General features: G+C 55.3%; 20 protein-coding genes. 11 read left to right on the top strand and 9 right to left on the bottom strand.

Annotated elements, in window-relative coordinates:
• Window positions 1-19 precede the first annotated feature (19 nt).
• Window positions 20-892 carry an SMP-30/gluconolactonase/LRE family protein gene (locus tag LG203_RS09010; RefSeq protein ID WP_230345465.1) on the top strand — a complete coding sequence of 291 codons (873 nt, stop codon included), beginning with the start codon at window positions 20-22 and terminating at the stop codon, window positions 890-892.
• Between the two features lie 165 nt (window positions 893-1,057).
• On the opposite strand, the gene LG203_RS09005 is transcribed toward LG203_RS09010, so the two are convergent.
• Entirely contained in the window at window positions 1,058-2,038 is a 981-nt protein-coding gene (locus tag LG203_RS09005) for a DUF4238 domain-containing protein (RefSeq protein ID WP_230345464.1), read from the bottom strand.
• Window positions 2,039-2,120: 82 nt separating this feature from the next.
• Window positions 2,121-2,963 carry a phosphoserine phosphatase SerB gene (serB, locus tag LG203_RS09000; protein ID WP_230345463.1) on the bottom strand — a complete coding sequence of 281 codons (843 nt, stop codon included), beginning with the start codon at window positions 2,961-2,963 and terminating at the stop codon, window positions 2,121-2,123.
• Between the two features lie 141 nt (window positions 2,964-3,104).
• Between serB and sucC the strand changes: the two genes are divergently transcribed.
• Genes sucC through LG203_RS08970 form a run of 6 tightly spaced genes read left to right on the top strand, consistent with a single transcriptional unit; the run spans window position 3,105 to window position 8,538 of the window.
• The gene (gene sucC / locus LG203_RS08995; RefSeq protein ID WP_230345462.1) at window positions 3,105-4,283 is read left to right on the top strand and encodes an ADP-forming succinate--CoA ligase subunit beta; all 1,179 of its coding nucleotides are present in this window, start codon (window positions 3,105-3,107) and stop codon (window positions 4,281-4,283) included.
• A 2-nt stretch (window positions 4,284-4,285) separates the two neighbouring features.
• Window positions 4,286-5,173: a succinate--CoA ligase subunit alpha gene (gene sucD / locus LG203_RS08990; protein WP_230345461.1), complete on the top strand. Its 888-nt coding sequence runs from the start codon at window positions 4,286-4,288 to the stop codon at window positions 5,171-5,173.
• 15 nt (window positions 5,174-5,188) lie between these two features.
• Window positions 5,189-6,166, top strand: coding sequence for an ankyrin repeat domain-containing protein (locus LG203_RS08985; RefSeq protein ID WP_230345460.1), 978 nt, complete (start codon window positions 5,189-5,191; stop codon window positions 6,164-6,166).
• Between the two features lie 10 nt (window positions 6,167-6,176).
• Window positions 6,177-7,796: an NAD+ synthase gene (locus LG203_RS08980; RefSeq protein ID WP_230345698.1), complete on the top strand. Its 1,620-nt coding sequence runs from the start codon at window positions 6,177-6,179 to the stop codon at window positions 7,794-7,796.
• A gap of 32 nt (window positions 7,797-7,828) precedes the next feature.
• Entirely contained in the window at window positions 7,829-8,167 is a 339-nt protein-coding gene (locus LG203_RS08975) for a P-II family nitrogen regulator (protein ID WP_013441740.1), read from the top strand.
• Between the two features lie 29 nt (window positions 8,168-8,196).
• Window positions 8,197-8,538: a DMT family protein gene (locus LG203_RS08970; protein ID WP_230337649.1), complete on the top strand. Its 342-nt coding sequence runs from the start codon at window positions 8,197-8,199 to the stop codon at window positions 8,536-8,538.
• Between the two features lie 106 nt (window positions 8,539-8,644).
• Here LG203_RS08970 and feoB read toward each other — a convergent pair whose 3' ends face one another.
• The 7 genes from feoB to LG203_RS08935 form a co-directional block, all read right to left on the bottom strand.
• Window positions 8,645-10,429 (bottom strand): ferrous iron transport protein B, encoded by a 1,785-nt coding sequence (gene feoB, locus LG203_RS08965; protein WP_230345459.1) that lies wholly within the window; start codon window positions 10,427-10,429, stop codon window positions 8,645-8,647.
• Window positions 10,426-10,653: a FeoA family protein gene (locus tag LG203_RS08960; RefSeq protein WP_230345458.1), complete on the bottom strand. Its 228-nt coding sequence runs from the start codon at window positions 10,651-10,653 to the stop codon at window positions 10,426-10,428. The genes feoB and LG203_RS08960 overlap by 4 nt, the downstream gene beginning before the upstream one ends.
• Before the next feature lie 47 nt (window positions 10,654-10,700).
• A complete protein-coding gene (locus LG203_RS08955) occupies window positions 10,701-12,497 on the bottom strand; it encodes a M61 family metallopeptidase (RefSeq protein WP_230345457.1) in 1,797 nt (598 codons plus the stop codon).
• A 199-nt stretch (window positions 12,498-12,696) separates the two neighbouring features.
• Window positions 12,697-13,518: a peptidylprolyl isomerase gene (locus tag LG203_RS08950; RefSeq protein ID WP_268867377.1), complete on the bottom strand. Its 822-nt coding sequence runs from the start codon at window positions 13,516-13,518 to the stop codon at window positions 12,697-12,699.
• Between the two features lie 18 nt (window positions 13,519-13,536).
• On the bottom strand, window positions 13,537-13,803 hold the full coding sequence (locus tag LG203_RS08945) for a BolA family protein (RefSeq protein WP_230345455.1): 267 nt from the start codon (window positions 13,801-13,803) through the stop codon (window positions 13,537-13,539).
• Between the two features lies 1 nt (window position 13,804).
• Window positions 13,805-14,107: a YciI family protein gene (locus tag LG203_RS08940; protein ID WP_230345454.1), complete on the bottom strand. Its 303-nt coding sequence runs from the start codon at window positions 14,105-14,107 to the stop codon at window positions 13,805-13,807.
• Window positions 14,107-14,640, bottom strand: a complete 534-nt coding sequence (locus tag LG203_RS08935) for a septation protein A (protein ID WP_230345453.1) — start codon at window positions 14,638-14,640, stop codon at window positions 14,107-14,109. Before LG203_RS08935 ends, LG203_RS08940 begins: the two co-directional genes overlap by 1 nt.
• Window positions 14,641-14,775: 135 nt before the next feature.
• On the opposite strand from LG203_RS08935, the gene LG203_RS08930 reads away from it, so the two are divergent.
• From LG203_RS08930 to LG203_RS08915, 4 genes are read left to right on the top strand one after another with little or no spacing between them, the layout of a single operon-like run.
• On the top strand, window positions 14,776-15,672 hold the full coding sequence (locus LG203_RS08930; RefSeq protein ID WP_230345697.1) for a 3',5'-nucleoside bisphosphate phosphatase: 897 nt from the start codon (window positions 14,776-14,778) through the stop codon (window positions 15,670-15,672).
• A gap of 16 nt (window positions 15,673-15,688) precedes the next feature.
• Window positions 15,689-16,318: an L-threonylcarbamoyladenylate synthase gene (locus LG203_RS08925; RefSeq protein ID WP_230345452.1), complete on the top strand. Its 630-nt coding sequence runs from the start codon at window positions 15,689-15,691 to the stop codon at window positions 16,316-16,318.
• A 33-nt stretch (window positions 16,319-16,351) separates the two neighbouring features.
• Window positions 16,352-16,990 carry a site-2 protease family protein gene (locus tag LG203_RS08920; protein WP_230345451.1) on the top strand — a complete coding sequence of 213 codons (639 nt, stop codon included), beginning with the start codon at window positions 16,352-16,354 and terminating at the stop codon, window positions 16,988-16,990.
• A 28-nt stretch (window positions 16,991-17,018) separates the two neighbouring features.
• Window positions 17,019-18,221 carry a tryptophan--tRNA ligase gene (locus tag LG203_RS08915; RefSeq protein ID WP_013441752.1) on the top strand — a complete coding sequence of 401 codons (1,203 nt, stop codon included), beginning with the start codon at window positions 17,019-17,021 and terminating at the stop codon, window positions 18,219-18,221.
• Window positions 18,222-18,224 lie beyond the last annotated feature (3 nt).

Genomic DNA, 18,224 nt, shown 5'->3' with positions numbered 1-18,224 from the left:
AACCCAGGAGATATACGCCATGACCCGAATTCCCCGTCTCACCCCGCTTGTGCTTGCGTTGTCCGTGCTGTTCGCGCCTCTCGCGCATGCTCACGAAGGCAAAACCATAGGCGGCTTCAAAACGCCGGAATCCGTGCTGCAAACCAAGGATGGCCGCGTGTTTGTCTCTGAAATCGGCGAATTTGGCAAAGATGGTGATGGCCAGATCAGCGTGATCTCGCCTGATGGCAAGGTCAGCGTATTTGCGACCGGCATGGATGACCCCAAAGGTCTGGCCATCATCGGGCAGGATATTTATGTCACCGATAAAACCCGCGTCCTGAAAGTGAAGCCCGATGGCAAATGGGAGGTGTTCACGCCCACCAACGGCTTTCCGGTGACGCCACAGTTCCTGAACGACATTGAGCCCGACCCCAAAGGCAATCTCTACGTTAGCGACAGTGGCGACATCAACACCGGCAGCGGCGGTGCCATTTACCGCCTGGACAAGGCAGGCAAGGTCACGCTGGTGATTGACGGCAAACAGGATCCCAAGGTACTCAGCCCCAATGGCCTGGTGGTGGATGATACCGGCGATGTTCTGCTGGAAGTCGACTTTGCCTCCGGCATCCTCTACAGCTACAACATGAAATCCAAAAAACTCACCAAACTGGCGGAAGGTTTCGGCGGTGGTGATGGCCTGGTGCACGCCAGCTCCGGCGTCATCTACGTCAGCGACTGGAAAAACGGCAAGGTATTTGAGCTGGGCCACGACGACGAAGTGAAGCTGCTGAAGGATGGATTCAATGCATCTGCCGACATTGCCCTCAGCAAAGATGAAAAATACCTCATCGTGCCAGACATGAAGGCAGGCGAAGTAGTGTGGCTGCCATTGCATCCGAAAAAGCATTGATCAGTCATGTAACTTGAGATCAAGTTGTAAAAAAAGCGCCTCGATGAGGCGCTTTTTACTTGGGGTGCGCTATTGGTAATCTGGCAAAATCATTAAGAAATTATAATTGAATGAATAACCATTAATGAATGATCCAAACCTCTATCAGATGACCCAGCACCATTTTTATTTATTATTCGGATTCCATTTTTGTTTTTGTACTCGCTTATCGAAGGCGAGCTTATGAATAGTTAGGTTTCCTGTTTTGGTTCTTAGTGAAGAGGCTTCATGTACAGGAGAAACATCTTTGAAACACTCGATTATATATTCTTGTCCTGATGCAGAAGCGATCACAGCCTCATAAGCAAATCTACATATTTGCGCGTTCATTATTTCAACCCACTCTTCATCTGAGTTTTCTTGATGTTCAAAGCCAAAACATTGGAATCTTTCTAGATCGCCACTAGTACCCAAGAGGCCCATATCAGGACTCACTGGAAAAAATAAAAGAATAGGCCCTTGTGGGTTGATTGTGTAAGGCTTCTGTTCTAAAAATGGAAGCGTCGGATCAAACCATAAAACAGGATTGTCACTGGTGAGGAATGGTCGCTTCGTCTTGTTGTGAATCACAACAAAACCTAACTTGTCAATTAAGTTTCCCATAGCGCGCAACATGTCCACCATTCTATGGATGCTTCGGTGAGGATCAATCGATATTTTTAGCTTATTAGGTAAATCTGCAAGTTCTGGGGGGAGTGGCGGAAGCTGACCATTAGCAAGCATTGTTATTAATGTATCTTTAACAAATTGAGCTTCTATAGCCTCAACCATATCTCGGCAGGCCGGTACTCGAACGCGTTGCAAACAAATAAACTGGATAATAGATTCAATTCTTGAATTTACATCACTGCGGTGCTTAAGCGCATTTACGGTTGCCGGCCAGTAGGACTCAACTGCTGAAAATAGGGCCTCCAATGTATTATTGTCTTGCCCGCCATCTTGGATTGGCTGAGAGTAATAATACCGACGGAACTGAGTATTGTCTGGTGTTACCTTTAGAGGTTCGGAAGGTCCATCCTTGCGATAGACAAGAAGTTTACCCTCCTTGTCGCAAAAAGAATTTAAATAAGTCTTAGGCACATAATGATGACGTTTTGTTTGCTGCATGTTAGTGGTAGATGAGCAATTAACTTTCTATCAAGCAACGCGTTGGAATGGAGCATACAATTTATACTGCCTAACTCTGGGTTCAGGCAAACAATCCCACCAGTCCATCCAGGCCCACATGGTTAAGCGCATAAGTGGCCTGCTGCTGCACGATGGGTTTTGCATGATACGCGACACCGGCGGTGGCGACGGACATCATCTTGAGGTCGTTGGCACCATCGCCAATCGCCACTACCTGATCTGCGCTCAATCCTAGTTTGTCGCGAGTGGCGATCAGAAAATCGGCCTTGGCCTGGGCGTCGACGATATGGCCGAGTACCTTGCCCGTGAGTTTGCCATTCACGATTTCCAGTGAATTGGCCTGCGCATAGTCCAGGCCCAGCATGGCTTTTACCTTGTCGGCGAAGAAATCAAAACCACCGGACACCAGCATGGTGCGTATGCCATTTTCGCGGCAGGCGTCTATCCAGGTCTGGGCGCCGGGGTTGAGTTGCAGGCGCTCGTCGATCACGCGTTGCAGGGCGGACTCATCGAGACCTTCCAGCAGGGCCACGCGGCGGCGCAGGCTTTCGGCGAATTCGATTTCACCGCGCATGGCGCTTTCGGTAATGGCGGCGACTTGCGGTTTGAGGCCATGCATGTCGGCGATCTCGTCTATGCATTCAATGCTGATGAGGGTGGAATCCATGTCCATCACCGCGAGGCCGAAGCGCTTGAGGGTGTGTTTGTCATCAACATAGGCGCAGTCAATCTGCTGCTCGCGACAAAAATCGATGACCTGTTGCTGCGCTTCGGTTTGTCGTGGCAGGCTGTAGGCGTGCTCGGCCAGTTGTGTAAATTGCAGCCCTTGCTGGGCACCGCTGAGCTGGTGCAAGTGGGCGAGGTGCGAGAAGCTGATGGCAGAGCCTTGAACAACGAGACGCATGGCAGGGATCGAAGTCTGTGAGTAAGGCTGGCATTATACATTGCGCGGGCTCTGCATGCGGCTTCCGGGCCGCTATCTGCACTGGCGCAATAGGCCGAATTGCGCGAAAATGCGGTATTGCATCCACACTAAGCCCCTTCTATGAATTTGCACGAGTATCAGGCCAAAAGCCTATTGCAGCGCTACGGTTTGCCCATTCCCCAAAGTCAGGTCGCAGAGAATCCCCAATCCGCCGTTGATGCCGCCAAGAGCATTGGTGGTGATGCCTGGGTGGTGAAGGCGCAGATTCACGCGGGTGGCCGCGGCAAGGCCGGTGGCGTCAAGGTGGTGAAGTCGTACGAGGATGTTGAAGCAGTGGCCGCCAGCTTGCTCGGCAAGCCGCTGGTCACGTATCAAAATGCGCCGGATGGTCAGCCTGTATTGCAGGTGCTGGTGGAGCAGACCTTGCCGATTGCGCGCGAGCTGTATCTCTCCTTGTTGGTGGATCGCAGTCTGGAGCGCGTGGTGATGGTAGCCTCGGCGGCGGGCGGCATGGATATTGAAGAAATCGCCGCCACTCAGCCGGAAAAAATTCTGCAGGAAGTGTGCGACCCCCTGAATGGCCTGGTGGATTTCCAGGCGCGCAACCTGGCGTTTGGCTTGGGTCTGGCCGGTGAGCAGATTGCTGCCTTTGTGCGCCTCGCCAAGGGCTTGTACAAGCTTTTCAAGGAAAACGACCTCGCCTTGCTGGAGATCAACCCGCTGGTGGTGACCAGCGAAGGTGCGTTGGTGGCACTGGACTGCAAGATGAGCGTGGACGACAACGCGCTTTATCGTCAAAAAGCCCTGGCCGAGCAGCGCGACTGGAGTCAGGACGATGCCAAGGAAGCCGAAGCGCACAACGCCGGGCTCAATTACATTGCACTCAACGGCAACATCGGTTGTATGGTCAACGGCGCCGGGCTTGCCATGGCGACCATGGACCTGATCAAGCTGCATGGCGGCGCGCCTGCCAACTTTCTGGATGTGGGCGGTGGCGCAACGGCGGCCACCGTGGCGCGCGCGTTCAAGATCATTCTGGCCGATAGCAACGTCAAGGCCATTCTGGTGAATATCTTCGGCGGCATCATGCGCTGCGACATTATTGCCGAGGGCATCATCACCGCCGTGAAAGAAGTCGGCATCCAGATTCCGGTTGTCGTCCGTCTCGAAGGTACAAACGTTGAGCTAGGCAGAAAGATGCTGAGCGAAAGCGGTCTCTCGATTATCTCGGCAGCCGGTCTGACCGATGCCGCCCAACAGGCGGTGCGTGCCGTCAATCATGCAGCAGTGAAAGCGTAATCATGGCAATTCTGGTTGATCAACATACCAAGGTCCTGTGCCAAGGGTTTACCGGCAAGCAGGGCACTTTTCATTCCGAGCAGGCGCTGGCCTATGGCACCCGCATGGTAGGCGGCGTGACGCCCGGCAAGGGCGGCCAGCAGCATCTGGATTTACCCGTCTTCAATACCATGCGCGATGCCGTGCGTGAAACGGGTGCCAATGCATCGGTCATCTACGTGCCGCCGCCGTTTGCGGCAGATTCCATCCTCGAGGCCTGCGATACGGGTGTTCCGCTCATCGTCTGTATTACCGAGGGGATCCCCGTGCTGGACATGCTGAATGTCAAGGCCGCCCTCAAAGCCAATGGCGCGCGTTTGATCGGCCCCAACTGCCCAGGCGTTATCACGCCAGATGCCTGCAAGATCGGCATCATGCCGGGCAGCATCCATTTGCGTGGCAAGGTGGGGATTGTTTCCCGCTCCGGCACCCTCACTTATGAAGCTGTGCACCAGACCACTGCACTGGGCCTGGGTCAATCGACCTGCGTGGGCATAGGTGGCGACCCGATCCGCGGCATGAATTTTATTGATTGCCTGGCATTGTTTGAACAAGATCCCGAAACCGAAGCCATCATCATGGTGGGCGAAATTGGCGGGGCCGACGAAGAAGCTGCTGCTGAATACATCAAGCAGCATGTGACCAAGCCAGTGGCAGGCTACATTGCCGGCCAGACGGCGCCCAAGGGCAAGCGCATGGGCCATGCCGGGGCGATTATCTCGGGTGGCAGTGGCAAGGCAGAAGACAAGATACGCGCACTCGAGCAGGCGGGCGTTATCGTTGCCAGCTCACCAGCCGGACTCGGCGAAGCAGTACAAGCGGCTATCAAGGCCGCGACTCAAGCGAATTGATCATAAAGGAATCACATGCGGCGCTATCCTGACAAGTTTGCACGAACACTTCTGCTGGCCCTGGTAGCACCAGCGCTGGTGTTGCCCATGGCGTTGCCAACCGCGCAGGCAGCCGAGCAGATTCCCTATTTGCTGACGGTATCCTCCAAGGGTGATATCGCCACGGTCAAAGCCATTCTGGATAGCGGAGCTAGCCCCAACACCAAGGATGCCGATGGGGTTACCGCGCTGATGTATGCCGCGCGCAAGGACAAGGCTGAGGTGGTCAAGCTGCTGCTGCAGAAGGGCGCCAACGTCAATGCCAAGGATAACGGTGGCTGGACGGCGCTGATGATGGCTGCCAAAAAGAACTTTGTGGCGACTGCGAAAGTGCTGCTTGAACATGGTGCCGACCCCAAGATTCGCGATGAATCCGGCTGGAGTGCATTGGGGATGGCCGCCACCTCCGGGTATAGCGAGATGGTGGATCTGCTGGTGAAGAATGGCGTAGACGCCAGCGCCAAGAGTGACGATGGCAAGAGCGTGCTGATGTATGCCGCCAAGAATGGCGATTTGCCTACGATTAATACCCTGATCGATAACGGCGCGGACATGCGTGCGCGGGATCGTTTCGGTGCCACTGCCCTGATGTGGGCTGCCCGTGAAGGCAATGCGGATGCGGTGAAACTGCTTCTGGAACGTGGCGCCAAGGTCAATGAGCAGGATAGCTCCAAATGGACAGCGCTCACCTGGGCGGTCAAGAAATCCAATGTCGATGCTGCCACGGTGCTGCTGGACAACGGTGCTGACGTCAACCATCGTGACTCTGAAGGCACGCCGCTGTTACAGCTGGCGGTGGACAATGGCTCTGTCTCCATGGTCAAACTGATGCTGGAGCGCGGTGCCAATGTCAAAACCAAGGATCAATACGGACTGACCGCACTGGTGTACGCACTCAAGGGCGGTAACGCAGAAATCGTACAACTCATCAAAGATGCAGGTGGAAGCTATTAGTAAATCGCTGATGCAGATCGCCATTGCCCAGATCAATTGTGTGGTGGGTGATCTCGCCGGAAATGCTGCCAAGATATTAAGTTATGCCCGTGAGGCCAAAGCGGCCGGGGCCAGCTTGATGCTGACACCGGAGCTGGCCTTGAGCGGCTACTCGCCGCAGGATCTGTTATTACGCGAAGACTTTACCCGCCATTGCCAGCGTGAATTGCAGGCCTTGGCAAAGGCGCTGCCGGATATCACAGTCGTTGTCGGACACCCCCATCGCCAGCATGGCCGCTGCTACAACGCCGCTTCAGTATTGCAGGGTGGGCACATTGTCTCCACCTATCACAAACATGCCTTGCCAAATCACAGTGTATTTGATGAGGTGCGCTATTTTTCACCCGGCCATAAAGCCGAGGTGTTTGAACATCAGGGCGTACGCTGTGGTGTGCTGATCTGTGCAGATGTATGGGAGTCTGGTCCGGCCAAAGCCAGCAAGCAGGCTGGCGCCGAACTCTTGCTGGTGCTGAATGCCTCGCCTTTTCATCTGGAAAAACAGCAGCAGCGTTACAAGGTATTGGGTAAACGGGTTGAAGAAACCGGCTTGCCGCTGATTTATACCAATATGGTCGGCGGACAGGATGAACTGGTGTTTGATGGCAACTCGGTGGTGATTGATCGCTGTGGCGCGCCGGTGCAGCAATTGCCGGCTTTTACCGAGCAGCTGGCACTGGTGAGCATTGATTTGAGTGCCAAAAACCGTGCCAACCCTCTGCCTGCCGAGATTGCGCCCGGCCTTACGCGCGAGGAGTCTGCCTATCAGGCACTCACCTTGTGTCTGCGGGATTATGTGCAAAAGAATGGCTTCCCCGGCGCGGTGCTGGGCTTGTCCGGCGGGATCGATTCGGCGCTGACATTGGCGATTGCTGTGGATGCCCTGGGAGCCGACAATGTGCACGCCGTCATGATGGCGTCGGAGTTTACGGCGGATATGAGCGTGGATGATGCGCGACAAATGGCACGTCAGCTGGGTGTGAAATACACCGAGTTGCCGATCAAGCCGCTGTTTGACCAGTTTTGCGAGACGCTGGCGGAGCCGTTCGCCGGTACCAGCTTTGATACCACGGAAGAGAATCTGCAAGCCCGCATACGCGGCACGCTTTTAATGGCATTATCCAACAAGTTTGGTAGCATAGTGCTGACCACAGGCAACAAGAGCGAGATGGCCGTGGGTTACTCGACCCTGTATGGCGACATGGCGGGCGGTTTTGCCGTGTTGAAGGATATTTCCAAGACACTGGTATATCGTCTGGCACGCTATCGCAATACGCTATCGCCGGTGATCCCTGAACGCATCATCATCCGGCCGCCATCGGCCGAGTTGCGGCATGGGCAGACTGATCAGGATAGCCTGCCGCCCTACGATGTGCTGGATGCGATCATGGAGGCTTACGTCGAGCGCGATTCCAGCCGTCAGGAAATTGTCGCCATGGGCTATCGCGAGCAGGATGTGGCGCGTGTATTGAGCCTGATTGATCGCAATGAATACAAGCGGCAGCAGTCGCCGCTAGGAGTGAGAGTGACAGAGCGCGGGTTCGGTTTGGACCGGCGTTATCCTGTTGTTTCCAGATTCGTGAGTAAAAACTGAATCAACTAAAAAGAGGCTAGGGGATTAAGCAAATGAAGAAGATTGAAGCAATCATCAAACCGTTCAAGCTGGATGAAGTGCGTGAAGCGCTGTCTGAGATTGGCGTAAATGGCCTGACCGTGACGGAAGTTAAAGGCTTTGGTCGCCAGAAGGGCCATACCGAGCTTTATCGCGGTGCCGAATATGTGGTGGATTTCCTGCCCAAGATCAAGGTTGAGCTGATCATTGCCGACAGCCTGCTGGATGCCGCGATGGAAGCCATCATCAAGGCGGCGCGCACAGGCAAGATTGGTGACGGCAAGATTTTCGTGTCGAATGTCGAACAAGTGGTGCGCATTCGTACTGGTGAAACGGACGAGGCCGCCATCTAGGCTGGGCCCAGGTGGGCTAGATTATCTTCATGCCGGTCATTGCCAAGACAGTGCTGTTGCTGACCATGTCAAACGTCTTCATGACGTTTGCATGGTATGCCCACCTTAAAAGCCTCAATGACAAACCCTGGTATGTCGCTGCGTTTCTCAGCTGGCTGGTGGCGTTTGTCGAATACATGTTTCAGGTGCCTGCCAACCGTGCAGGGTTTACCGTGCTCTCCCTCGGCCAGCTCAAGGTGTTGCAGGAAGTCATCACGCTGATGGTGTTTGTGCCGTTTGCGGTGTATTACATGCATCAGCCGCTCAAGCTGGACTATCTATGGGCAGGCTTGTGCCTGCTGGGAGCGGTGTATTTCATGTTCCGTAGTTAAGTGACCTGCGCCCGTCAGGGATACGCATTCCATAAAACAAAAGGCCCGACGCCATGGCGGCTCGGGCCTTTTGCAATGGTGCTGAAGACAAGGTGTTTTCTAGCGGCTAATACCCCAGTGCTCGCGCCGTCTGGTAAAACACAAAGCTCACTACCCACGCCAGGCCCAGCGACCATAGTAGCGAGAGCATCATGAAGCCTATGCTTTTGGACTCGTTCTTGAGCGTGGCAATGGTGGAGAGGCAGGGGGTGTAGATCAGCGTGAACAGCATGAAGCTCATGCCTTGCACCCAGTCCAGCTTGGTCGCCATGACTTGCATCAGGGCATCGCCCTGCAGGCCATAAATGACGGCGAGTGCGCCCACGACGATCTCCTTTGCCACAAAGCCAAAAATCAGCGCAATCGCCAGCTGGCCGTCAATGCCAACCGGATTCAGTACTGGCGCCAGCCAGGTGCCTATCATGCCGGCAATAGTGCCTGCGCTGGCGGCGGGAACATCGCTAGGAAAGTTGGTCAGTGCCCAGACCAGCAACACACCGATGATGATGAATTTGCTGGCACGGGTGAGGAAGTGGCGCACCTCTTGCCAGCCGCGCAGCCAGATCTGGCGCGGGGTAGGGAAGCGGTAAGGTGGCAGTTCCAGAATGAACGGCTCGGTGCTGCTATAGCGGCCTTTGTAGATCACCGCCGTCAGGAAAATGGTGGCAAAGCTCACCATGTAGAGCGAAAACAGCACCAGCGGTGCCTGCTTGGGTGTAAATAGCGTGGCCGTCATGAACAGGAATACCTGCAGGCGTGCCGAGCAAAGCGAGAGCGGGATGACCAGCATGGTGAGCAGGCGCATATTGCGCGAGCGCATGACCCGCGTTCCCATCAGGGCCGGTACATTGCAGCCGAAGCCCATCAGCATCATCACAAAACCACGGCCATCCAGCCCCATCTTCGCCATCAGCGCATCCACCAGAAAGGCGGCGCGCGACAGGTAGCCGCTATCTTCCACCATGGTCATTACCAGGAAGAACAGCACGATGATGGGGATGAATGCCGCGACCGTGCCGATGCCGTTGTAGATGCCGTCCAGCATCAGGCCGCTGAACCAGCCAGGCGCAGGCTGCAGCAAGGGCTCCAGCACATCGGCACGGAACAGATCCAGTGCCCAGGCGATGCCTTCCTGCAAGGGCGTACCCAGGGTGAAAATGAACTGGAACAGCAGATACATGGCAGCAAAAAACAGGGGTAGCCCTAGCCATGGATGCAGCAACACGCGGTCTATGCGTGAGGTCACCACATCATCCAGTTGCGCTGGGTAATGCACGGTACTTTTGACGATGGCTTCCATCTGGTTTTCGATGGTGTCGTCGTTTTTCAGTTGTTCGCGGATGTCAGCGGGACTGGGATGCTTTTCGGCCAGGTGGCGGGCGGCTTCCTTCAAGGCTTCAGCGCAGCCATTGCCATGCTTGGCGCTGATCTGCATGACAGGCATCTGCAATTGCTGCTGCATGCCCGGCAGATTGAAGGTGATGCCGGATTTTTTGGCTTCGTCGCTCATGTTCAGGAGCAATATGCAGGGCAGGCCCAGCGCTCTCACCTGCAAGGCGAGTGAAAGCTGGCGGTCTATCTGCGAGCCATTGAGCACGATGACGGCAAGATCGACGTCATTGTTTTCAAGAAAATGCCTGACTACGGATTCATCGTCAGAAAACCCATGCAAGTCATAAATGCCGGGCAGGTCGATGATCTCGACGATGTGGCCGCCCAGCAGCAGCTTGGCGGCCATCAGGTCTACCGTGATGCCCGGCCAGTTGCCGACACGTGCCGAAGCGCCACTGACACGATTGAAAAAAGTGGATTTGCCCGTATTGGGCATGCCGAGCAGGGCGATACGTTTCATTGTTGGCTAATCTGTATGCGGCGCGCTTCAGTGATGCGCAAGATGATATCGGTGGTGCCGATGCGAACATGCAAGGGGCCGTTAAAGCTGGCCCGACGGATGACTTCAATTTTTTTACCAATGCGGAATCCCAGGGCGGCAAGCCGTTGAAACAGGGATTCATCAGCATCTATCCCGCAGATGACGGCATAGGCGCCGGGCTGCAGTTGTGAAAGGTCGGACATCGGTTTGTTCAACAAATGATAATTATTCTTATTATTTCACAATTTGCTCAGGCTGGCATGCCGGATTTGCGTTTGCCGGCTTTCCGCTGTTGCGAAATCTTCGGCGTCGCCAGCCAGGAGGTGCGCAAGGGATTGTCTTCGGCGAGGATGCTCAGTGCACATTCGGCCACGGTTTGAGTGCGTTTGACGATGCGGCATTGTCGCAAGGTATCGCGCCGGAAAAAATGCAGCTTGAGGCTGGCGCCCTCTGCCAGTCTGGCAACCTGATCCTGTAACTGTTTGGCGCTGACCTTGATGCCGTCGGCGGCAATAATGACATCTTGCGCGGCCAGCCCGGCTTCTTCGGCGGGGCTGTTGCGGTAAACATGCGCAATGCGGGTGTCCTGCTCGTTCGCCAGTTGCAGGCCCCAGGCCGTGCGCAGGCTTTGATTGCCTGCGGGTTTGGCATCCTCCTGATAATCGATCCCCAGTTTGGCAAAGAGTTTGCGAAAGGCCGGGTCCTCGGTGCCGCGCACCAGTTTATCGAGGAGTTTTCGCAGGTTGTGCCCCGTGTGTTTCAGAATAAGGGCATCCATCTGCTCTTCCGGCACGGCGGCTCCCGTCAGCTGGTAATCACGCCACAGTCCTTGCATCAGCACATCCAGTGAACTGCCTTTGCTGCGCAGGGTGAGGTCGATCGCCAGTGCCACCAACGAGCCTTTCAGGTAATAGCTGATCTGCGCGTTGGGCGTGTTTTCGTCCGGTTTGTACAGCTTGATCCACGCATCAAAACTGGACTCATCCACACGCTGCACATGGCGGCCAGGGGTGCGCAGGTAGCGAGTGATGGTTTTTGCCAAATCCTTGAGGTATTCCTCTGGCGACATCAGGCCACTACGCACCAGCATCAGGGTGTCGTAATACGCGGTAAATCCCTCAAACACCCACAGCAGTCGCGTATAGGCCTCCTGCCCGAGCTCGGGCTCCACAAAGGCCTGTGGGCGCATGCGTTTCACATGCCATGCGTGAAAATACTCATGGCTACACAGCCCCAGAAAATCCTGATAACGGCTGGTATCAGTCTCAGTCCCTGCCGAAGGCAGCCAGCTGCGCGGACAGATCAGGCTGGTGGAGTTGCGATGCTCGAGGCCGCCATACTGGTCATCGCCAGCGGCATAGAGCATGAAATCGTAGCGGGCAAATGGCGCATTGCCAAAAAAGCCGATATGCGTTTCGCACAGCGTTTTGAGATCACGGGCTATCCGTTTCAGATCTGCCTGATGTTCGCCTGAGACAATCAGGCGGTGCGGAATGCCTGCCGCCTTGAATGACACGATATCGAGCTTGCCAGTTTCCACCGGGTAGTCGATGAGTGCGCGGTAGTCAGGCGCTTCGTACAGGCCAAATCCAGCGCGATTCACCTTGATGGCGGGAAGTGCGGTACCGACTTGCCAGCCCTGGATATCCGGTGCGTGCAGGGTCATCTGGCAAGGGGCATGCTCTTGTCCGTCCACGCATACAAACAGGCTGGAACCATTGAAGTAACCGCGCTCGCCATCCAGGTAAGCCGTGCGTACTGACAGATCATAGGCATATACCTGATAACGCAGGGTCAGCGGGCCTTTACAAGGTGCACACTGCCAGCGATGTTTGCTGATTTTTCCAATGGCGACGGACTTTCCGTGCGACATGGCATCCATGCTGACAATATGACGCGCAAAGTCCCGTACCAGGTAGCTGCCCGGTATCCAGGCCGGCAGAGATACCTGCTGGCCCTGCGGGTCAGGCTTGCTGATGGTGCACTCCACTTCAAAAAGATGGGTACTGGGCTGATTGAGACGAACCTGATAATGGATAGCGGGCATAAGTAGGGCTGGAAGGCTAATGAAAATAAGGATGAACTCAAGTGTAAAGCACCCGGCGGCATCTGCAAGCGATGTATGACTGAGCCATGCACCATCTACACGACCATATGAAAGTGGCGCATAAAAAAAAAGACCTGCTCGGGCAGGTCTTTTTTATCTTGCTACTCGTCAAGCATGATCAAATCCAAGCTTGCCGGGCTTACTTCTTGGGAGGGTTTTCTACAATCTTGGCCTTGCTGCGCAGGTCAGACAGCAGCTTTTCCAGCTGGCGCTGTTGCAATTGCTTCTTCAGCGCGGCCTGTACTTTTTCAAACGGCATGGGTTGGGCGTCACGCACATCTTCCAGCTTGATCACGTGCCAGCCAAACTGGGTTTGTACCGGATCCGTGGTGTAGCTGCCCTTTTTCATCTTGGACACGGCCTCGCTGAATGGCTTGACCATGCTGCCTGGCGCAAACCAGCCCAGATCGCCACCATTTTCCTTGCCGCCTGGATCCTTGGATTTCTCCTTGGCCAGCTTGGCGAAATCAGCGCCCTTGCCTAGTTGGGCAATGATGTCCTTGGCTTCTGCTTCAGTGGATACGAGTATATGGCGCGCGCTATATTCCTTGTCGCCGACTTCCTGTTTGTATTTTTCATATTCGGCTTTGACGGCGGCATCACTGACCGGATTTTTCTTCAGGTAGTCTTCCAGGTAGCTGTTTACCAGCAACTCACGGCCTGCCAGTTCCTGTTTGGCCACGAAGTCCGCTTGCTTGTCATAGCCGCTACGCTGAGCTTCCTGGTAGATCAGTTCGCTGCTTACCAGACGGTTGATGATGACATTGCGTACATTGTCGTCCACATTCTGGCCACGGGCAGCCGCATCCTTGGTGATGTAATCGTAGAGCGACTGCTTGATCGGCTTGCCGTTGACGGTGGCAACAGCCGTGTCAGCCGCAGTGGCTGCGGTGGACATGCCGATGGCAACGAAGGCCAGCAGGGCGCTTAAAGTGATTTTCATGTAAAGCTTCCTTGTCATTTTAATGAGAGCTGTTGATTAGGGATTGGTTTCATCTGGCGCGAAAGCACGAATGCTGAGCGCGTGAATTCTGGTGGGTATCAAGTCTGCGAGTGCCTGGTAAACAATCCGATGTCGGATTATGGGTGATTTGCCGCTAAATTGCGAGCTGACGATACGCACATTAAAGTGACCGCCACCACCATTCCCAGCATGCCCGGCATGCAGTGCGCTGTCATCCTGAATGGCGAGATCAACAGGTTCCAGCACCGCCAGGCGGCTGCGAATTTCTTCGAGCAGAGTCATATCAGGTGGGCAGGGTCTTGCGGAAGGGTTTGACGCTGACATGCTGATAGACACCAGCGGCCACAAAAGGATCTGCATTGGCCCAGTCTGTGGCTTCCTGCAGGGTGGCAAATTCAGCCACGATCAGGCTGCCACTGTAGCCGGCAGGGCCAGGGTCCATGCTGTCAATGGCGGGGAAGGGCCCCGCCAGCAACAGGCGCCCTGCATCTTGCAGGGTCTGTAATCTTGCCAGGTGTTCTGGCCGCGCTTGCAGGCGTTTTTGCAGGCTGTCGGGCGTATCTTGCGCCACAATGGCATACCACATTACTCGTTGCTTTCCATGTATTTGTTAAGGACCAGGGTCTGGCCGATGATGAACAGGAACATCAGGCCCATGGTGCCAAACAGTTTGAAATCGACCCAGATATCGGTGGGGAAGTGGAAGGCGATATACAGATTAAGGAATCCAAGCAGGGTAAAAAACAGCGCCCATGCCAGATTGAGTTTGCTCCACACGCTGTCGGCCATGGTGATCTGTTTTTCCATGAGCCCGCGCATGGCATTCTTGCCAAAGAAAAATTGCGAAACCACCATGGCAATGGCGAATACCCAGTAAAGAATGGTCGGCTTCCACTTGATGAAGTTTTCGTCATGCAAAAACAGGGTGGCGCCGCCAAAGACAATGATGATGACGCCACTGGCGATCAGCATGTTATCCACCTTGCCATGCTTGAACTTCACCCAGGCAATTTGCAGTACTGTGGCGATCATCGCAACCGCTGTCGCGGCGTATATGCCTGAAATCTTGAAGACAATGAAAAACAGAATGACCGGAAAGAGGTCAAAAAGAAACTTCATAACAAGCCTTGCGCGTTGAGGATGAGTTGCCGCATTTGCATGCGTGAGGTATTAGCCCTATCGGTATTTTGCTATGATTCGTCTTGTGCCACAAGACTTTACACTTCATGTCCTTCATTGCCAGCCTGACATGGCCTGCTGCAAGATGTTTTCGAGACGCGTCTCTTGATTGATCTGCATAGCCACTCCACGGTTTCCGACGGTACGCTGACCCCGGCAGAACTGGTGCGCCACGCGGCGGCACAAGGGGTCAGGCTGCTCGCCCTGACTGATCACGACGATGTGGCCGGCCTGGAAGAAGCTCGTCAGGCGGCGGATGCACATGGCATGCAATTTATCCCCGGTGTTGAAATCTCAGTCACCTGGAAACGACGCACCCTGCATATTGTAGGCTTGCGCATAGATCCGGCCTATCCGCCGCTGGCAGAGGGCCTGGCGCGTATTCGTGCTGGTCGGCACATCCGAGCCCAGGGCATGGCGGCGAGCTTGCAGGCGGCCGGTGTCGAGGGCAGTCTGGAGGGTGCGTATCGGCATGCCAAAGGCATTATCAGCCGCACCCATTTTGCCCGCTATCTGGTCGAGGCTGGCTATGCCGCCGATACACGCAAGGTGTTCAAGCGCTTCCTGGTCAAAGGCAAACCGGGCTATTACGAACATCACTGGGCAGATCTGGACGAAGCTCTGGGCTGGATTATCGAAAGTGGCGGCGTTGCCGTGCTGGCGCATCCCGGGCGCTATGACCTTGGCCGCACCAATATGCTGTTGCTGCTGGAGGAGTTTCGCGCACTGGGTGGCAGTGCGATTGAAGTCGTCACTGGCAGCCATACGCCCGACCAGTTCCAGGAATTTGGCAAGCTGGCGCGGCAATTCAGCCTGCGGGCTTCATTGGGCTCGGATTATCATGGTCCCGGCCACACGTATATCGAGATGGGGCGTTTGCCCGATCTTCCCCATGGATGCGTTCCGGTCTGGCAGGATTGGCCAGAGCTGGAAAACCTCACGCCCTTACCTTCTGCACTATCCTCACTTTAACGACAGGCACGTCTGAATGGCCCAATATTTTGTTTTACATCCGCAGAACCCCCAGCCGCGCCTGATCGCGCAAGCCGTGGAGATTTTGCGTAATGGTGGGGTAGTTGCCTATCCTACTGACTCCAGTTATGCCCTCGGGTGCATGCTGGGCAACAAGGACGCGCAGGATAGAATACGCGCTATCCGCGGCGTGGATGAAGATCATCTGTTTACCCTGGTTTGCCGCAACCTGAGCGAGCTTGCTGTCTATGCCCAGGTGGATAACAGCCAGTTTCGCCTGCTCAAGGCCAATACGCCGGGGCAATATACCTTTATCCTGAAAGCGACGCGTGAAGTGCCACGTCGCCTGCAGCATCCCAAGCGCAGCACCCTGGGTCTGCGCGTGCCGGATCATGCCGTGACGCAGGCCCTGCTGGAAGCGCTGGATGAGCCTTTGCTGAGCATGTCGCTGCAATTGCCCGGGGAGGATGATGTCCTGAATGAAGCCTGGGAAATCCGCGACCGGCTGGAACACCAGCTGGACCTGGTGATCGATGCCGGTGCCTGTTCCGCTACGCCGACCACGGTGATTGATCTCACTGGCGATAGCCCCATATTGGTCAGAGCCGGTGCCGGGAGTCTGGCACCTTTTGGCCTCACAGAATAACTGCCTACCTTTACAAGGAAATCCTCGTTCGCCATGGAACTCACTTTCATCCAGAAAATTGCGATTTATGCGTTGCCTGTCATTTTTGCCATTACCGTGCATGAAGCAGCGCATGGCTATGCCGCCCGCTATTTTGGCGACATGACGGCCCATCAGGCTGGCCGCATTACACTGAACCCGCTGCGTCATATCGATCCGATCGGCACTATCCTGATCCCTGCACTTACCTTGTTTTTTGGCGGCATCCTGTTTGGCTGGGCCAAGCCCGTGCCCGTGGATTTTTCGCGTTTGCGCCATCCCAAGAAAGACATGTTGTGGGTGGCCGCTGCTGGCCCGGCTTCCAATCTTGTGATGGCCCTCATCTGGGCGTTGATCTGGAAATTTGCCCCGGCACTCTCGCCAAGCATGGCCGTGCCTTTAAGCCTGATGGCGCAGGCCGGCATCATGATCAATGTGATACTGATGGTCCTGAACCTGCTGCCTTTGCCGCCCCTGGATGGTGGTCGTATCGCCGTCAGCCTGCTGCCCAACCATCTGGCGGAAAAGTACGCCGGCATTGAGCGTTACGGCTTCGTTATTTTGCTGGTGCTGCTGTTTACCGGGGTGCTGTCACAGATCATGCATCCTTTCATAAACGCCTCGATCGGCTTAATATCTTGGCTATTCAAATAACAATTCACTTTTTGGACTTCTAGACATCATGGCGGTTGAGCGTGTTTTATCGGGGATGCGTCCCACAGGCAATCTACATCTTGGGCATTATCATGGCGTGCTGAAAAACTGGACACGCTTGCAACACGAGCATGAATGCCTGTTTTTTGTGGCTGACTGGCATGCGCTGACCACCCACTACGACACACCTGAAGTCATCGAGGAAAGTGTCTGGGAGATGGTGATTGACTGGCTGGCCGCCGGTGTGGATCCCGCCAGCGCGACCATTTTCATCCAGTCGCGCGTGCCCGAGCATGCCGAGCTGCACACCTTGCTGTCCATGATTACTCCGCTGAGCTGGCTGGAGCGCGTGCCTACCTATAAAGATCAGCAGGAAAAGCTCGCCAGCAAGGATCTCTCGACCTACGGTTTCCTGGGTTATCCCCTGCTGCAAAGTGCAGACATCCTGATTTACAAGGCCAGCCAGGTGCCGGTGGGCGAAGACCAGATTCCCCATATTGAATTCACGCGCGAGATTGCGCGTCGTTTCAATCATATCTATGGTCGTGAAAAAGGCTTTGAAGAAAAAGCCCAGGCCGCGATCAAGAAGCTGGGCAACAAGCGCGGCGCCTTGTACGAAGAACTGCGTACACGCTACCAGGAAAGCGGCGATGATGAAGCGCTGGAGTCGGCGCGAGCCATGATTGATGAGCAGCAGGGCATGAGCCTGGGCGACAAGGAGCGCTTGCTGGGTTACCTCGAAGGCGGCGGCAAGATCATTCTGCTGGAGCCGGAGTACAAGCTGACCCCGGCCTCCAAGATGCCGGGGCTGGATGGGCAAAAGATGTCCAAATCCTATAACAACACGATTTCATTGCGCGAATCGCCAGACGTGGTGGCCAAGAAGATCAAGACCATGCCGACCGATCCCGCACGTATTCGCCGTACCGACCCTGGTGATCCGGAGAAGTGCCCGGTATGGCAGCTGCACGAAGTGTATTCCGACGACAAAACCCGCGAGTGGGTGCAACAGGGCTGCCGCAGTGCTGGCATTGGTTGCATTGAATGCAAGACACCGGTGATCGAGAGCGTGCTGGAAGAACTGAAACCCATACAGGAGCGTGCGGCGCAGTATGCCGAAGACCCGATGCTGGTCAAGAACGTGGTGGCCGAAGGCTGCGAGCGCGCCCGGAAACTGGCACGCGAGACCATGCGGGATGTACGCGAGGTCATGGGCCTGAATTACTCTTGAAGC

The organism is Methylovorus mays (assembly GCF_020531915.1).
Lineage (GTDB): Bacteria > Pseudomonadota > Gammaproteobacteria > Burkholderiales > Methylophilaceae > Methylovorus > Methylovorus mays.
This window is presented reverse-complemented; position numbering and strand designations above follow the sequence as displayed.

Coding starts and splice junctions, on each gene's coding strand:
- LG203_RS08970 (WP_230337649.1), top strand. CDS start 8,197: ATGCCGGTCATTGCCAAGACAGTGCTGTTGCTGACCATGTCAAACGTC.
- sucD (WP_230345461.1), top strand. CDS start 4,286: ATGGCAATTCTGGTTGATCAACATACCAAGGTCCTGTGCCAAGGGTTT.
- LG203_RS08935 (WP_230345453.1), bottom strand. CDS start 14,640: ATGAAGTTTCTTTTTGACCTCTTTCCGGTCATTCTGTTTTTCATTGTC.
- LG203_RS08920 (WP_230345451.1), top strand. CDS start 16,352: ATGGAACTCACTTTCATCCAGAAAATTGCGATTTATGCGTTGCCTGTC.
- sucC (WP_230345462.1), top strand. CDS start 3,105: ATGAATTTGCACGAGTATCAGGCCAAAAGCCTATTGCAGCGCTACGGT.
- LG203_RS08960 (WP_230345458.1), bottom strand. CDS start 10,653: ATGTCCGACCTTTCACAACTGCAGCCCGGCGCCTATGCCGTCATCTGC.
- LG203_RS08915 (WP_013441752.1), top strand. CDS start 17,019: ATGGCGGTTGAGCGTGTTTTATCGGGGATGCGTCCCACAGGCAATCTA.
- LG203_RS08945 (WP_230345455.1), bottom strand. CDS start 13,803: ATGACTCTGCTCGAAGAAATTCGCAGCCGCCTGGCGGTGCTGGAACCT.
- LG203_RS09005 (WP_230345464.1), bottom strand. CDS start 2,038: ATGCAGCAAACAAAACGTCATCATTATGTGCCTAAGACTTATTTAAAT.
- LG203_RS08985 (WP_230345460.1), top strand. CDS start 5,189: ATGCGGCGCTATCCTGACAAGTTTGCACGAACACTTCTGCTGGCCCTG.
- LG203_RS08980 (WP_230345698.1), top strand. CDS start 6,177: ATGCAGATCGCCATTGCCCAGATCAATTGTGTGGTGGGTGATCTCGCC.
- LG203_RS09010 (WP_230345465.1), top strand. CDS start 20: ATGACCCGAATTCCCCGTCTCACCCCGCTTGTGCTTGCGTTGTCCGTG.
- LG203_RS08955 (WP_230345457.1), bottom strand. CDS start 12,497: ATGCCCGCTATCCATTATCAGGTTCGTCTCAATCAGCCCAGTACCCAT.
- serB (WP_230345463.1), bottom strand. CDS start 2,963: ATGCGTCTCGTTGTTCAAGGCTCTGCCATCAGCTTCTCGCACCTCGCC.
- LG203_RS08940 (WP_230345454.1), bottom strand. CDS start 14,107: ATGTGGTATGCCATTGTGGCGCAAGATACGCCCGACAGCCTGCAAAAA.
- LG203_RS08950 (WP_268867377.1), bottom strand. CDS start 13,518: ATGACAAGGAAGCTTTACATGAAAATCACTTTAAGCGCCCTGCTGGCC.
- LG203_RS08925 (WP_230345452.1), top strand. CDS start 15,689: ATGGCCCAATATTTTGTTTTACATCCGCAGAACCCCCAGCCGCGCCTG.
- LG203_RS08975 (WP_013441740.1), top strand. CDS start 7,829: ATGAAGAAGATTGAAGCAATCATCAAACCGTTCAAGCTGGATGAAGTG.
- feoB (WP_230345459.1), bottom strand. CDS start 10,429: ATGAAACGTATCGCCCTGCTCGGCATGCCCAATACGGGCAAATCCACT.